The 15,227-nt window shown below is 50.6% G+C and carries 15 protein-coding genes; 8 read left to right on the top strand and 7 right to left on the bottom strand.

Features of this window, described 5'->3' with window-relative positions:
* Positions 1–19 precede the first annotated feature (19 nt).
* From BCF53_RS06055 to BCF53_RS06045, 3 genes are read right to left on the bottom strand one after another with little or no spacing between them, the layout of a single operon-like run.
* Positions 20–1,279 carry a mechanosensitive ion channel family protein gene (locus BCF53_RS06055; RefSeq protein WP_243645779.1) on the bottom strand — a complete coding sequence of 420 codons (1,260 nt, stop codon included), beginning with the start codon at positions 1,277–1,279 and terminating at the stop codon, positions 20–22.
* On the bottom strand, positions 1,276–2,136 hold the full coding sequence (locus tag BCF53_RS06050; RefSeq protein ID WP_132700604.1) for a LysR family transcriptional regulator: 861 nt from the start codon (positions 2,134–2,136) through the stop codon (positions 1,276–1,278). The genes BCF53_RS06055 and BCF53_RS06050 overlap by 4 nt, the downstream gene beginning before the upstream one ends.
* Positions 2,117–2,722: a hypothetical protein gene (locus BCF53_RS06045; RefSeq protein WP_132700603.1), complete on the bottom strand. Its 606-nt coding sequence runs from the start codon at positions 2,720–2,722 to the stop codon at positions 2,117–2,119. Before BCF53_RS06045 ends, BCF53_RS06050 begins: the two co-directional genes overlap by 20 nt.
* A gap of 161 nt (positions 2,723–2,883) precedes the next feature.
* Between BCF53_RS06045 and rimK the strand changes: the two genes are divergently transcribed.
* The 4 genes from rimK to BCF53_RS06025 all read left to right on the top strand — a co-directional run bounded on the left by rimK (position 2,884) and on the right by BCF53_RS06025 (position 5,748).
* Complete coding sequence (gene rimK / locus BCF53_RS06040) at positions 2,884–3,789, top strand: 30S ribosomal protein S6--L-glutamate ligase (RefSeq protein WP_132700602.1); 906 nt, start codon at positions 2,884–2,886, stop codon at positions 3,787–3,789.
* A gap of 92 nt (positions 3,790–3,881) precedes the next feature.
* On the top strand, positions 3,882–4,796 hold the full coding sequence (locus BCF53_RS06035) for a succinylglutamate desuccinylase/aspartoacylase family protein (RefSeq protein ID WP_341539408.1): 915 nt from the start codon (positions 3,882–3,884) through the stop codon (positions 4,794–4,796).
* Between the two features lie 9 nt (positions 4,797–4,805).
* Positions 4,806–5,321 carry a mechanosensitive ion channel family protein gene (locus BCF53_RS06030; RefSeq protein WP_243645778.1) on the top strand — a complete coding sequence of 172 codons (516 nt, stop codon included), beginning with the start codon at positions 4,806–4,808 and terminating at the stop codon, positions 5,319–5,321.
* A complete protein-coding gene (locus tag BCF53_RS06025; RefSeq protein WP_132700600.1) occupies positions 5,311–5,748 on the top strand; it encodes an ATP-dependent zinc protease family protein in 438 nt (145 codons plus the stop codon). The genes BCF53_RS06030 and BCF53_RS06025 overlap by 11 nt, the downstream gene beginning before the upstream one ends.
* 31 nt (positions 5,749–5,779) lie before the next feature.
* Here the strand turns inward: BCF53_RS06025 and BCF53_RS06020 are convergent, their stop codons facing one another.
* On the bottom strand, positions 5,780–6,139 hold the full coding sequence (locus tag BCF53_RS06020; protein ID WP_132700599.1) for a MaoP family protein: 360 nt from the start codon (positions 6,137–6,139) through the stop codon (positions 5,780–5,782).
* A 174-nt stretch (positions 6,140–6,313) separates the two neighbouring features.
* Positions 6,314–6,742: a CBU_0592 family membrane protein gene (locus BCF53_RS06015; protein WP_132700598.1), complete on the bottom strand. Its 429-nt coding sequence runs from the start codon at positions 6,740–6,742 to the stop codon at positions 6,314–6,316.
* A 116-nt stretch (positions 6,743–6,858) separates the two neighbouring features.
* Here BCF53_RS06015 and BCF53_RS06010 point away from each other — a divergent pair, with 116 nt between their 5' ends.
* Positions 6,859–7,221: a nuclear transport factor 2 family protein gene (locus BCF53_RS06010; protein ID WP_132700597.1), complete on the top strand. Its 363-nt coding sequence runs from the start codon at positions 6,859–6,861 to the stop codon at positions 7,219–7,221.
* 97 nt (positions 7,222–7,318) lie between these two features.
* On the opposite strand, the gene BCF53_RS06005 is transcribed toward BCF53_RS06010, so the two are convergent.
* Complete coding sequence (locus BCF53_RS06005; protein WP_132700596.1) at positions 7,319–8,128, bottom strand: helix-turn-helix transcriptional regulator; 810 nt, start codon at positions 8,126–8,128, stop codon at positions 7,319–7,321.
* 282 nt (positions 8,129–8,410) lie between these two features.
* On the opposite strand from BCF53_RS06005, the gene BCF53_RS06000 reads away from it, so the two are divergent.
* Both BCF53_RS06000 and BCF53_RS05995 read left to right on the top strand, forming a co-directional pair.
* Entirely contained in the window at positions 8,411–9,850 is a 1,440-nt protein-coding gene (locus BCF53_RS06000) for a Na+/H+ antiporter NhaC family protein (RefSeq protein WP_132700595.1), read from the top strand.
* Between the two features lie 28 nt (positions 9,851–9,878).
* Positions 9,879–10,592 (top strand): aspartate/glutamate racemase family protein, encoded by a 714-nt coding sequence (locus BCF53_RS05995; RefSeq protein ID WP_132700594.1) that lies wholly within the window; start codon positions 9,879–9,881, stop codon positions 10,590–10,592.
* 78 nt (positions 10,593–10,670) lie between these two features.
* Here BCF53_RS05995 and BCF53_RS05990 read toward each other — a convergent pair whose 3' ends face one another.
* Complete coding sequence (locus BCF53_RS05990) at positions 10,671–14,165, bottom strand: acyl-[ACP]--phospholipid O-acyltransferase (RefSeq protein ID WP_132700593.1); 3,495 nt, start codon at positions 14,163–14,165, stop codon at positions 10,671–10,673.
* A gap of 147 nt (positions 14,166–14,312) precedes the next feature.
* Here BCF53_RS05990 and BCF53_RS05985 point away from each other — a divergent pair, with 147 nt between their 5' ends.
* Positions 14,313–15,047, top strand: coding sequence for an XRE family transcriptional regulator (locus BCF53_RS05985; RefSeq protein ID WP_132700592.1), 735 nt, complete (start codon positions 14,313–14,315; stop codon positions 15,045–15,047).
* The last annotated feature ends 180 nt before the right edge of the window (positions 15,048–15,227 follow it).

Genomic DNA, 15,227 nt, shown 5'->3' with positions numbered 1-15,227 from the left:
CCTGCACGTTTTGTGCGGGTCAGTTGCCACCCTGATTGAGAATACGCACCTCCCGCTGAGGGAACGGGAACTCAAAGCCATGACTGTTAATCAGCTTCCAGAGCGCGTAGTTGATGTCTGCACCCACCCGCTTGTCGCCATCGTCGACTGCATCCATCCAGAATTCAATCAACAGCTCAATTCCGTTGTCGCCAAAGCTGCTGATTTCAATATCCGGTTGTTCGGCAATTGAATAGTCCGGGCCGGACAATACCTCGGGGTTCTCGCAGAGCATTTCTTTCACCAAAGGGAACAGCCGGTCCAGATCGGTACTGTAGGCGACGGAGAATTCAATCGCGTAACGCTGGCGGTTGTTTTTATGCGTCCAGTTGGTGAAGGTTTCACTGAAGAATACATCGTTGGGTACGACCACATCTTTACCGTCGTAGGTTTCAAGGGTAACGGCGCGCAGGTTCAGCTCGCGGATAATACCGTTCATGCCACTATCGAGCTCTATGTAGTCGCCGATCGACAGTGAGCGGTCCATAAGAATAATCAGTCCGGAAACAAAATTGGAGGCAATAGACTGCAGGCCAAAACCCAGCCCTACACCCAGTGCGCCTCCAAGCAGCGCCAGTGTGGCAATGTTGACCCCAATGATGTTGAGCATCAGCATCAGCATGGCGGTGATAAAGCCCACCTCAAAGAGCTTGGCAATAATCTCTTTGGTGCTGGAATCCAGATTATTTTGGGTTCGGATCTTCTGTTTTACCACCCGGTTGGATTCACGGCCAAACCACAGCAGAATGCCGGTGAAGTACAGAACCCGAACGATGTCGTAAAGGCTGATGGTCGTTTCGCCGGTATTGATAGCGTAGCTGTCGAGGCTCTGAATAATTGGGTCGAGCAGATCGAGGAAGTTCAGCACAATGAGCGGCGCTATCGAATACAGCAGCAGCCGTTCTATCTTTTTGGACGGGAAGATGTACAGCGCCAGGTTAATGGCGACAGACAAAAACGCCAGCGATTGAAACGCAACGACCAGCCGCTGACGCATAGGGTCATCGGCATACTTTCCACCCAGGATCATCAGGCAGGTAAACCAGATTAAAAGAAGAATCGCGAGTTTTATATGGCGGTTGCTGAGAATGCGATCATTGGCAACAGCGCTTCTCCAGGCCATGAAAACGGCTTGGCGTGCCAGCAGAGAAAACACCAGGCTGATCGCCAGCCAGGCGATGATGTGGCCAATATTTAGCCAGCCGTCAACCTCTTCAAAACTCAGTAGCCATTCAATCATTCGTGCGAACCTTGCTCTTCAAGTTGTTGCTCTGAAAGCGAGATGAACTTTCTAATCTGTTTTTCGTATTTGTTTTCTTCATGATAGCAGGCATAAATTCTGCGACATATCCGGGGTGCATCCTGGTTGATATGGAAGCGCTCGCCCAGGTAGTCATTGATCAATTCATAAGGCAGGTAGGCCGAGCCTTCATTGATCAGCAGAAAGTTAAGGGCAATTCTGGAAAGATGGGTATGCATTAACACCGGCACATTGCCGAAGGTTTTCGCAAACTGAATATTGAAGGTCGTGCCCCAGTCGACAGCCACATAGTGCTTCAGGGCCTCTTCAATAGAACCGATGACGCCGGGTGTGGAAACCAGAACCAGGTCGATATCCTGTACAGCTTTGGATTTTATATCTGAATGTTTCGCGCTCTCATAAAGGTAGGCGACATCCATGGTGCGGTCGAGTAAGCGGCGTACAAGAATATCCTGCGGTTGCGCTTCGGCCCGCCAGACAATGCCTTGCTGCTCTCGGTAGCTCTCGTTCAGGGAGTCCTGCAGGAACAGATCCCACAGGCCGGAAATAGCACCGACCCCAAGAATAATATCGTTGCTGCGGTCGAGAGAGACCTCCTGCTTGGCGCGGTCCCAGGCAATGACAATAGCCTGTGCATGCGGTACCAGCCTTCTGCCGGTTTCGGTAAGCTGCAAATTGTTGCGGTAGCGGGTGAAGACCGGGCTACCGACAATGTTCTCTAATTGTTTGATTCGGGCGCTGACTGCAGCTTGAGTCAGGAACAGGTTTTCTGCCGCACGCCCGAAGTGGCGTATTTGTTGTACTTCTAAAAATGTCTTAAGTAGGTCTATATCCATTAATACTTTCCAGTGCTTTTGCAACCTCTGGTCTGAGTTGTAGCGTTCTCATATCGTCATAGTCAGAGCGGTTTGTCAGAACGCCGGTAGGCGTCATCAACACGCAAATGATCGGGTCGATCACCGCCGGCGATGTGGGCGGAATATACGCCAGTTCATCGCTGAGTTTTCTGGCGATGTCAGCATAACTTAAAAGCAGCTGAATGGTTGAATGTAATTCCGCGACTTCCAGCAGCTGATCGACCTCACACTGGTAGTCTGCTGCACTCATATGAAAAAGCAAGAGCCGCCGCTGCGAAGGCTTCAGCAGCCTCCAGATAGCCTGCACTGCTGAAATATAGTCCGCAGGGGAAAGTACGCCATCTTCCCGGTTCTGCTGACGCATATAATGGTATTGGTCGGCACTGCTACGCAATGACTGCAGGGTTGCCTCAAACGTCTCAGCCGTATTGCTGCCCATCGTTTTACCGTGAACCCTGAACTCTCCTGAATACTGTTCACCGACGTAATTAATGACAATTTCACAATTGCGATATTCACTGTGGTAGAAGGCCGATGATGGCTGGTTGGTATCGATTGCTGGCATTTTTTTGCTCTCATTCAGTTCCGCCAGTAAACAGTACCTATAATTAAGCGTAGATCTAACAAGCTTTTTTTGTGTTTACCACAAACAATATTTGATCGACACCACAGTGCATAGACAGCAAGATGCGCGTCAAATTCAATCTGACAAGAAGGAGACTGCACATGCGAATTGCAGTGCTTTCCCGAAACGAAACCCTTTACTCAACCAAGCGCCTGAAAGAAGCAGGTGAGGCGCGTGGCCACACTGTTGATGTGATCGATACATTGCATTGCTACATGGATATTACGCGAGCCCGGCCGGCTGTGCGTTATCACGGTGAAGTGTTGCCGTTTTACGATGCGGTGATTCCAAGAATCGGGGCTTCAATTACTTTTTATGGAACGGCGGTAGTGCGTCAGTTCGAAATGATGGGCACCTTTTGCGTGAATGAGTCGGTAGCTATTTCGCGTTCACGCGATAAGTTGCGCTCTCTGCAGCTGCTTTCCCGCAAAGATGTGGGCTTGCCGCGCACTGGCTTTGCCAGCAAACCGGATAACGTGAAAGACCTGATCAAGAATGTCGGTGGTGCGCCACTGGTCATTAAACTTCTGGAAGGCACTCAGGGCATTGGCGTTGTACTGGCCGATACCAATAAGGCTGCAGAAAGCATTATCGAAGCCTTTATGGGTTTGAAAGCCAATATTCTGGTTCAGGAATACATCCGCGAAGCAAACGGTGCGGATATTCGTTGCTTCGTTGTCGGTGGCAAGGTTGTGGCGGCTATGAAGCGCCAGGCATCGGAAGGTGAATTCCGCTCCAATCTGCACCGCGGTGGTAACGCCACACTGGTGCGGCTGTCGCGTGAAGAGCGGGCAACGGCGGTTAAGGCCGCACGAGTGCTGGGTCTGAATGTCTGTGGCGTTGATATTCTGCAATCCAACAATGGGCCGGTGGTGATGGAAGTGAACTCTTCTCCGGGCCTGGAAGGCATTGAGCTGGCCACGAATAAAGATGTCGCAGGTTTGATTTTTGATTTCATTGAAGAAAACGCAAAACCTAACAACACCCGTACCAAAGGCAGGGGCTAACGATGATCATTGCAGGGCAAGAAATAAAACCGGGGACTCGCCGGAGTGTGAACGTTCCGGTGGTAAGTCTTTATACCAACACGGAAGTGAATATGCCCGTGCACGTTATTCGGTCGAAAAAGCCGGGGCCAACGGTTTTGGTTTGCGCTGCAATTCATGGCGATGAGCTTAACGGTATCGATATTGTTCGCCGCCTGATCCATATGAAGTCGCTGCGCTTAACCTGCGGCAGCTTGGTTTTGGTGCCGATGGTCAACGTTTATGGCGTGCTCGACCAAAGCCGTTACCTGCCGGACCGAAGGGACCTGAACCGGGCCTTTCCCGGCTCGGCTAAAGGCTCGTTTGCCGGTAGGGTGGCAGAGCAGTTCATGACCGAAATCGTAGAGGTATGTGATTACGGCATCGACCTGCATACCGGTGCCATTCACCGCAGTAATCTGCCACAGATTCGGGCGAATTTGAAAGATGAGGAAACGCTCAGGGTTGCCCGCAGCTTTGGTGTGCCGGTTATTCTTAATGCCGAACTGCGGGATGGCTCGTTGCGTCAGGCGGGCAGTGAAAAGGGTATTCGCTTCCTGGTGTATGAAGCAGGGCAGGCACTGCGATTTGATGAAATGTCGATTCGAGCCGGTGTACGCGGTGTGCTCAATGTGCTTGTTGCGCTGGATATGAAAAAACCGGCGAAGGCAAAGGCAAAAGCCGAGGTCACCACGCCCTATATTGCCAACAACAGTTCGTGGGTGCGATCCAGCGACAGCGGTATCGTCAGCCACCATGCGCAGCTTGGCGATCATGTGAAGGCCGGTGAGCTGCTGGCGATGATTCGCAGCCCAATGGGCGACGTACTGGAAGAGGTCCGTGCCAGTCGCGATGGTATCGTCATTGGTAAGCAGAATATTCCGCTGACCTATGAAGGTGAGGCGATGTACCACATCGCGTTTTTTGATGAAAATGCAGAAGTAGCTAGTTCTGTCGACGCGATACAACAGAATGGCATTGTTATTTAGGGGAAAGGTGTGAGTGTTTCTGGCTTATTGATGCCGGTCGTAATTATTGTAGGTGCCTTTGTTGGCCGTATTTGGCTGCAGAAACTGATAAGGCGCTCGGCCGGTAAAAAGTCGGTTAATGAAAAAAGGTTGTTTTACGTCTCCAGAAGTTTGGAGACGTTGTTCCTGATGGGCTGTTTTATTTTGTTTCTCAGCTATTCAGGGATCAACATAGATGATTTAGGCGTATTTCTCGGCTCGTTTGTCGCCGTATTGGGTGTCACGTTATTTGCTCAGTGGTCCATTCTCAGCAATGCGACCGCCAGTGTGCTGATTTTCTTTTTCTTTCCTTATCGGGTAGGAGACAGCATTACCATACTGGATGGCGATAACACGGTTGCCGGAACGATCAAGGAGATTGCCCTGTTTCATGTGATATTGACGGGTGACGCCGGGAAAATGATTACCTTTCCCACGTCACTGATATTTCAAAAAGCGGTCACCGTAGAGCCCGCTTCTGTTGTAGAGAAAGACTATGAACTCTAAAGAAAAGATCATCGTAGGCGCTATTGAAGAGTGCGGCTTGCCGGAGTTCGGCATTGAGAATTTGCCGGTAAGGATCGACACCGGTGCGAAGACATCATCGCTGCATGTAGACGGCATTAAACAGTTCCGGCGCGATGGCAGCCCGTGGGTGAGCTTTAACATTCACCCGAACGTACACAATGTTGAAGAGACCATCGCTTGTGAAGCAAAGGTTCACGACATTCGTACCATTAAAAGCTCTAACGGCAGCAGCGATGAGCGCTTTATTGTAAAAACCACGCTGAAACTGGGTGAGCATTCCTGGACTATTCAGCTTTCGCTCACCGACCGCAGCGAAATGACTTACCTGATGTTGCTGGGGCGTCAGGGAATGGGCCGCCGCATACTGGTAGACCCATCAGAAACCTTTCTGGTTCAGAATAACTAAAAAAAGCCTGCGTTATGCAGGCTTTTTGCTGTCAGGCCATCTCGTAATCGCCGTCTTCGTAATCTGCGCTGTGACTGGAGTCCTGCTTGTCAGATTTGAAGCTCATTGAGACATAGGCCACTTGTTTCGCACCCACGGTGCGGCGGTACAAATCCCATACTTTTTCGTGTTCGCTGGTGGGCTCTTTCAGCCCCTGGCAAAAGGCTACAAAATTCACCTCGTCGCTGCCCAATGGGGTTCGAATGCCGGCATCCAGGTTTGAATAGGCCTGGCCGTTTTTTTCCAGCAGTGCTGCTTGTCTGTTTGAGAATACGCCGCTTCTGGCGAAGCCGTAAGGAAAGTTTTTCCTATCCAGAAAAACCCGTTGACTGAGAAAGGACTGACTAGACATGCTTCAATACTCCAATGTTTACGAATTGAATTATCTTTATTGCAAGCCATTTAAAAACAAAAATTATTTTGTCTTTAAAACAAATAGTTTTTGTTTATCCGGCGCTCCAAAGGCCTCTTTAAAAAGACGCCGGCACTCGTCCGGCAGAAAAAATGCCAGTTAGTGGTGACATCACTAATTAGCAGGAGAAACGAAAGTCCCATTCGGGGTTGCAGTACCCAGGGTGGCAAGTTGAACGCTGCGTTGCTGGTTTTGGGTCTTGTAGCAATTGAACAATCCATTCAGCGAGAAGATGACCCAACACACCTGAACAAAGAACGATGGTGCGTTCCAGTTCGCGGTTAGCGAAATAAGCATGCAGACCGCTGCTGCAAGGTTCATCCCGATGTATTTGGCACCATTGGCCGAAATACGGTCAGTGCTCAAAAGTGCGTATGACGCCAGATATAAACCGGCGCCGACTATCCCGGCAGCATCAAATAAGTCCACCTGGCTTTCCTCCGAAAAAGCGTTGAAATTTAAGCCGGCTTTATAAACCAGAAGGCCAAAACCGAGTAGCGAAAAATTTTTATTGTTTCGATAAGTTTTTGTTGTCGAAGTCACGCCTGGCCGGATTGAACAAATAGCTGATTGAGTACGGCGGATGTTGGTGGCGGTTTTGAGCGGGCCGCATTAAGCTTGGCGTTTCTGCTCGCTGTACATCTTTGGAATGGACTGTCATGAAAGAACTGATTGCGTTGGAAATTGCACTGCACAAGAAACAACCGCATACCGGAGAAACACCGCTCAGTGCCATGCTGCACAATGATTTTTTTGAAATCGGTCGCTCGGGAGCCAGAGTCGGCTACCAGGATGCCGCAGGCTGGTTGGATTCAGATGCTCCGTCCGGTAGCGAGATTTGGTCGCAGGATTTTGACTGCTCGGTTGTGGCCGAAGGCTTGGTGCTACTAATCTATAACTCAGCAGAGTTGGGCGCGGATGGAAGCTTGCAGAAGCACGCCAGGCGGTCATCTTTATGGCAGAAAGTGGGTGATCAATGGCAGTTGCGGTTTCATCAGGCGACGGCGGTGACGGGGTTTTAGTGTGGGCTGGTTATGCGGCTTGAGCCGTGCGCTGTTGCTTGGGGGCGCGGCTGTTACATCCTGTTGATATGGCTGTTTTCTGATATTGAAAGCAACACTACTGCCGCGCCCTGAAATGAGTGCCATCAGTACCGCAATCATTCAAGATGGCATCCCGTATTGAGCGATCAATCTCTTCTGAGTCAAAATCGTAAAGGCGGCAAAAACTCAGCGATTTTTTCAGATTGACATTGGCACCTAAATATTCAAACACAATGCGCGCGCAGCAGGGCAGGCGTTCGCTGTTAGATGACACACCCAGCCTTAACCCGTGCAACCGGGAAAGCCGGTTAGTGAATGTCGGGTAAAGAATCGTCTGAGTGATTTCGTTTGCCGTCAGCGATTCATAATCCTGCAGAAAAATCCGGTCGTTAAGCATATAGGCCGTGCCCAGATATTTGCAGTGGCATATCGGTTCACCGGAGCCTTCGGTCAGGCGCTCAGTGCGCTGATAAAACACACCGTTACCCTGGCGCTCTATGCAAACCAGTGTGCGCAGAATTTTGCCCGGCACTGCCATCGACAGGTAATACTCAAAGTAATAGCCAAGATACTTATCAAGCTCCGGGCTGCTGCGTTGCTGTAGGCGGGCAAGATGCTGCTGAATTGGTGAATCAGGTTCCACCGTGGGCGTTTGTGGTCTGACCTGAACTATGCGCTGAAACTGGCTGTGCGGCAGGTAAATTTCATGAATTTCAATATCAAAGAATTCACAGATTTTCCGCAGGGTGCCGGCTGCCGGCCGATGCTTGCCACTTAAATAGCGGTTGAACTGTGGTCGGCTGATACCCAATCGGTTAGTGACCTCAGTGATCGATTTATAGTAGCTGCACAGCAGCCTTAGGTTTTGCGCAAAATCTTCGTTCATTTGTCCTGCCCGCTTGTTATGCCGGTGATTTATAGCAATTTTTTCATACGCAGTAGAGCTTATTTCAACATATTTGGCGCAGGGTGGCGCGCATATAGCGCTTAGTTGCGCCAATTTGAGTCAGCTTATCAACTGCAATGGCGCACCCCCTGTTTGATCTACTCGTCCTAACCAAAACAAGGGCCTGCTCAAAGGCCTGATCACCGATACAGAAGCAACCCGATACGCAAGCCACATAAAAACAGGGTCATAAGACCCAGAATAGCTTTAGGGAGCTAATGGATGATGAAGTCAAATAAAGTCGAGTTTTATGGTGGACCCTGGGTGTCCTTCCTGCCGATTCTCAGTTTTGTTGCAGTCGCTATTTATGTGGCGACCTCAACGGAAGAAGCCAGTATTCAGGGGATGTGGGTCGGAATATTGATTGGTTTGCTGGTAACTTTTCTGTTCGCCAAAGATCGAAGCCAGTACAGTGACGCGGTGTTGAATGGTATGGCCAGTAAAGTTGCCATTGCGCCGGTTGCCGCATGGATATTCGCCGGTATTTTCGCCACGGTACTGCGCTCATCTGGCCTTGTTGACGGTATTTTATGGGCGGCGTATCACACCGGTGCCACCGGTACAGCGTTTATTGCCGTGACCTTCTTATCGAGTGCGCTGTTTGCAACGGCCGCAGGAACAGGTTTTGGCACCATTGCCGCGGGAATGGGTGTGCTGTACCCGGCCGGTGTACTGTTGGGTGCTGACCCTCTGTTGATGGCCGGTGCAGTAATCAGTGGTGGCGCTTTTGGCGACAACCTGGCACCCATCTCCGACACCACAATATCTTCTGCGGCCAGTCAGGATGCCGATGTCGGCGGGGTCGTTCGCTCACGCTTAAAATACTCGATCACCGCCGGTACGATAACGTTAGCAATACTGATTATTTTAAGTCTGGTTAAAGGCGGTCACAGTACAGTGGTTCCTTATGAGCAGCTGGCCGACTATATGGACCCTAAAGGCCTAATTATGCTGCTGCCGGCCATTGCCGCCATTGTTATTGCCATGAAAAAAGGCGATGTGGTTTATGCAACGTCGGTCGGCATTTTATCCGGCATGGTTATCGCAACCGTAACGGGTTTGAACACCGTTGAAGCCTTTATCTCAGTTCAGGACAGCGTATTAATTAACGGTGTGGCCGGGTGGATGGCCGATCTGTCAATTCTGGTGTTACTGCTTTCTGGCGGTATTCGCCTGATGCTCGATGGTGGCGGTAGTGACAAGCTGATTAACATGCTTAAAGGCGTGGTTCGTACGCCACGAGGTGCCGAAGCTTCTTCTGCGGGGCTGTCGTTGTTGCTGTCTTCGCTGATGAGTATTAATGCGCCGGCAATTCTTGCTGTGGGGCTGTCTTATGCGAAGCCCGTGGGTGAACACTTCGGCATTGGCAAGTATCGCAGGGCGAACATTATCGACAGCATGGCCTGTACCCTTGTTTACTCGTTGCCGTGGTCTGCTGCTGTGCTTTATGCCGCTGGGCTGGCGTCTAAAGCGGCAGAATCATTTCCGGGCGTGCCGGTGTTAGCGCCACTGCAAATTACGCCATGGGTGATCTATGCGTGGGTTCTGCTGGGTGTAATGACCTTCGCGATTTTGACTGGTTGGGGTGGTAGCTATGACGATGAAGCAACGTCGAAAAAGGCTCCATCGGCGCCTGCTCAGCCTTCTGCCCAGGCAAACTAATTATGGATACATAAAGAGACCAATCTTGATGGCAAATCACGTTAACGATACGCGCAAGCGTATCGGCATTATCACCGGCTCCGGGCCGGATGCCGGCCTGGACATGTGGCAGAAAATTCTTAAGGCGAACAAGGCCATACAGGGCGATCGCTACACGGGAGACCTGGATGCACCGGAGGTGGTGATTATGTCCATTCCGGCATTGGGCCTTTCAATGGAGCTGGAGAAAAACAACGATGAGGTTTGGCATTCGCTTTCGCAGACCGCATCGAAACTGGCCGAGCATACCGATTACTACGCCATAGCCTGTAACACGCTGAACTACTATCAACCGCAGCTGGAAGGGTTGGGGCTTAAGTCTACCTTGGTTTCCTTCCCCGATGTTGTCAGTGATAGGGTGCTGAACAGCGGTCTGAAGAAAGTGGCGTTGCTTGGCGCAAAGCCGGTAACCGATCTGGGTGACTGGTCGCCATATCGTAAGCTGCTCGATGCCGTTGAGCTGGAAACCCCGGTGCAACCGGAAAAGCTCCATCAGCTTATTTACGATGTCAAAGCCTATGGTGGAGATCATCCTGCTGTCATCGAGCAATTCACAGAATTACTGAGCAATTTAGAGGCCGATGTCGTGTTGCTGGCCTGTACAGAATTGCCGCTGATACCAGTGGTGAGCACGAAGGACCTGATCGATGTGACCGATTTGGTGGCTGCGGTTCTTGCCGAAAGAAGTCTGGCCATTAATTAGCCTCGTTTGTTGGTATGTGGTCTGAAAAACCACCCTGGACAGACTGTGTCTGCAGGGTGGTTTCTGCGTCAATCACAATCAGCTGTTGACCAGATTGAGTGCCAACTTTTTAGCTTCAGTAAAGTTTACTTTGCCACTGGCCAGCTTAGGTATTTCGGCTACCTGAAATACCGATGAAGGTAGGGCAAGGTTGCTGAGTCCTTTTTCACTGAAATTCTTGGCAGAAAGTCGTTCGGCGAGTTCCTGATTCGCCAGGGCCACCAATTTTTCACCGCGTTTTTCATCCGGAATGTTGACCACGGTCACCTCCAGTTCCTGGTTGTTGACCTGTGGAGCGGGATTCTCTGCGTTTAGCTCATAGATGACTTCCTCTACCTTCCCCAGGCTGATCATCTCGCCACCGATTTTGGCAAATCGCGAGTAGCGGTCAACAATGCTTAAAAAACCATCTTCGTCGATTTTTCCTTTATCGCCGGTAATGTACCAGCGGTCATTGCCTTCGGTATGAATAACCTGTTCGGTCCTTGCCGGGTCATTCAGGTAGCCTTGCATAATCTGGACACCACCAATCAAAATCATGCCTGCCTCGCCAGTGGGTAAGGGTTCAAAGGTTTCCGGGTTCACAATACGAAGGCTGGTGCCTGGCAATGGCATACCGACGGTGCCTGCTTTCTGGCCACTCTGAACCTTGAAGGTTTTTCTATCCAGATAGTCGGGCAGGTTGACGCTGATGACAGGTGTCGCTTCTGTCGCGCCGTAACCTTCGTAAATGGTTTTGCCGAACTTGTCGAAAAAAGCCTGTTGGGTCGCAGCGTTGAGTTTTTCAGCACCACTGACGGCAAACCGAAGGCTGCTCAGCATGAGCGGGTGCACCTTGCGGTTCTGGGTGTAGAGCCGGAAAAACGTAGATGTCCCGAACATTATCGATGCCTGGAATCGGGCAACCAGTTTTGCATTGCCGACTGCATCGGTCGGGTCGGCTGCAAAGACCACCGGTACGCCGTGAAGCAGCGGTAAAAACTGAGTGACGGTTAAGCCAAATGCGTGAAACAGGGGCAGGTTGCCGAGAATAAGGTCGTCTTTGCCGGGGTTAAGTACCTGCAGCGTTTGTTGAATATTCGCCTGAATATTTTTATGGCTCAGACAAATGCCTTTAGGTGTGCCTTCGCTGCCGCTGGAAAACAAAATACAGGCGGTGGTTTCAGCCGGTACCGGTTTGGCAATCGCTCTCTTGAGCAATTCGGCTGGCAGGCTATGGCAAAGCGTAAACGCCAGCAGTTTATGAAAGCTCGAAATACTCTGTTTAAAGGTTTCAAGTTCAATAACAGTTACGGCAGATAAGGACGATTCAATATCAAAGCCCTTGGCCTTTAATTTGTTAAGGAATTTACCTGATGTAATCACCGTGGAAATTTCGGCATTCTGTATTGCCGCATTCAGCGCATCCGGGCCGACACTGTAATTCAGGTTAACGATCGTTTTACCCGCCTGAAGCAACGCCATGTTGGTTAAAGCACCGCCTGCACTGGCCGGCAGCAGTACTCCGATGTTTTGGCCACTTAGCTGCTTTTTCAGCGCAAACTTGAGCGTTGTGCTGGCAATAAGAGCCTGAGTAGGGCTGAGTTTAACCCCGGTACTGTCGGCTAAACACATGTCCTGTTTTTGTTGTTTAGCCGTTTGTACCCATTGACGCCCCAAATTTTCACAGTCACTGACATCGTGCTGCCAGGAGTGAATCGACATATCGAAGATCTGCTGTTTCAGCTCGGGTGCGGTAATGGTGTTGGGCAGTGGGGCACCAAAAGCAATGGCGATTTTTCGGCGAACGCCATTAATCGGCCGTTGTTTCAGCAGGTCAGTTGAATAGGAGAACTGACTGCCCCAAAGGCCATGCAAATAAAAAGGGATGACCGGAATGGTGTCGCTCAGGCCCTGGCAGGCGCGTTCAAAGCCACGCTTAAACTCACCCAGATGGCCGGTGCGGCTTAAGGCACCTTCCGGGAACAAGCACACCACTTCACCAGCTTCTAAAAGGTGGCGTATTTCATCCAGCGCTTTACGACTGCGAGGGCCCGGTTCAATAGGGATGCAGCCGGCCAGGTCAAAAAACCACTTCAGGTACCATAAACTATAGATATTGCGGGCCATAACGAATCGAATCGGGCGAGGTGAGGCCATTTGCACAATGGCCCAGTCGATCCAGGTGACGTGGTTCCCCAGCAGCAGTGCGCCGCCTTCGGCTGGCAGATGCTTCAGCCCCTGCACATTAACGCGGTAGCGGTTGCGCATAATGCCCGTCACGATCAGCCGTAAGAAACTTTGAGGCAGTTGATAAAGCGTGTAGGCAAAGCCCAGCGACGCGACAATGGCGATGGCAATTAACAGCGTCTGGCTGGAAAGTTTCAGCAGCGCAAAGCTGACCGTCACAATCAGGAAACTGAACATAGTTACGTTCTGTACCCAGTTGCTGGCCGCCAGCGTTCTGCCCAGTTCACCACTTTTCGCCTGAAATTGGATCAGAGAATTCAGCGGTACAATAAATAAGCCACCGCAGATGCCGATCAGGAAGAAATCTAACGCGGCCGTTGTGGTATGGGTAATATGCGGAAGATACAAAAGGCCAATGGCGATACCAAGCGCTGCCGCCGGCAATATGCCCAGCTCAATCTTGTTTTTAGACATTTTGCCTGCCAGATAAGCACCGATGGCTATACCCACGCCGGAACAGGCGAGAATCCCCTGAATAACAATGGTGTTATCAATCGCGGTCGCGCTTTTAAAATAAGCGGGGAAGGCCGCCAGCATCACCTGGCCAATGCCCCAGAAAGTGGCCAGGCCAATAATGGATAAACGAACCGATTTCTGCTCTTTCAATGGCTGCAGATCGCGGCTGAACAACTGGCCTTTGCGAAAGGCTTTCCAGTTAAAGCTGTTTGTTTTCAACGGTTGAGCAAACTCAGGGCGTAGCGGCAGTTTGTACATACAAATCAATTCCAGTGCTGCGGTCATCGTAAGCAGCATGCCAATAGGGGTGACGGCCCTGAGGATTTCAGCCTCGCTGAGTAAATGGCTGCCGTAGAAGCTTTCAAAGGTGATTGAAAAGGCGAACGTGCTGATCAGGATGGCCAGAATTGCAAGAGAGGCCATGACACCGTTGGCTTCTGCCAGGCGCTCTTTCCCAAACATCTCTTTCACAAAGGAAAGTTTTGCCGGTGAATAAATAGCCGATTGCACCGCCAGGGCAAAGGTGGCGGCAAATGAAACCCAGAACCAGCCGTTCATGTAGCTGAGCCAGATTAGGCCGCACAGCACCAACACGGCCCACGCTGAAACCCTCATAACCTTAACGCGCCTGAATCGATCCGAGATGTAGCCGGCCGGGCTTAATAAAATAATGAACGGCAGCAGGATCAGCGCATTCAGAATGGCCGTGGCAATAATCTGCTGTTGTTCAGAATAGAGTTTAAAAATGGTGTTCTGAATGGTGATCTTATGGCCCAGGTCTACAAAGGCATTCAGAAAAACCGATAAGAAAAAGGGCAGTGCACCCAGGGTTTTTAAAAGAGGCTTCATTTTGCTTATTCCATGCTGAAGATGTGCGCCGATTATTTAAGCTGGTATCGCTATGTGCAATTTATAATGCTAAGGCTACATTTATTGTCCTTCATAGTATCTAAATATGGTACTTTATCGTTGGTTTAAATAATTCAGGGAATGGTTATGGCAAGTACCGAGCAGCTGGTAAATACCTTAAAACGGGAATTGCGGCGCAATCACATCACCTACAGCCAGGTGGGTGCGCACCTGCAGCTGAGTGAGACCAGCGTGAAGCGCATGTTCGCGAAAGGCCAGTTTACGCTGGACCGTCTAAGTGCGATCTGTTCAATGGTGAAGTGGGATTGGACAGACCTGATTGATGCAGCCCGAAACAACGAGAAAATGCTCGATCACCTTTCTGTAGAGCAGGAAAAGGAAATCGCTGAAGATATCGAGCTTCTGCTCGTCGCCGTCAGCGTTATCAATGGCTTCACCTTTCAGGATCTGATTTCCCAGTATCAGTTCAGTGAAGCCCAGTGCATACGCAAGCTTGCCAGGCTCGATAAACTGAACCTGATCGAACTGCTGCCGGGTAACCGGATTCGCCTGAAAATCTCCACCAATTTTCGCTGGAACCCTCGTGGACCAATTCAGAAGTATTTTTTGGATGTCGTGGTGCATGAGTTTTTTGATACCAGCTTTGCCGGCGATGAAGAGAAGCTCATTGTGATGAATGCACTGTTAACCGACGCTGCCCATCAGCAAATGCAGCAAAGCATGGATAAGCTGGCTTCAGAGATGAGCCAGACGATGCAAAGGGAGTCTGCCTTGCCACTGCATACCAAGAAAGGGAATACGCTGGTGGTTGCGTTGCGGCGATGGAAATATAAACCATTTGTGCAGCGGGCTCGTGATTGAGGTGAAGAGGGGGAGGGGTTCTGCAGTAGGGTGGTGCTGAAGTAGGGTAGTGCTGAATTAAGGTCGTTCGGGATGCGCTCCCTTTGGTCGCGGCCCTGCGGGTCGAACCCGGCGGGAGCCACGAACAAACCCTTTATCGCACCACAAGTAAAAAAGGCCACACGGTTGGGGTTTCTGCAG

This window comes from Reinekea marinisedimentorum (assembly GCF_004341165.1).
Classification (GTDB): domain Bacteria; phylum Pseudomonadota; class Gammaproteobacteria; order Pseudomonadales; family Natronospirillaceae; genus Reinekea; species Reinekea marinisedimentorum.
The sequence above is the reverse complement of the archived record's forward strand: the minus strand, read 5'-3'. Positions and strand labels throughout refer to the sequence as shown.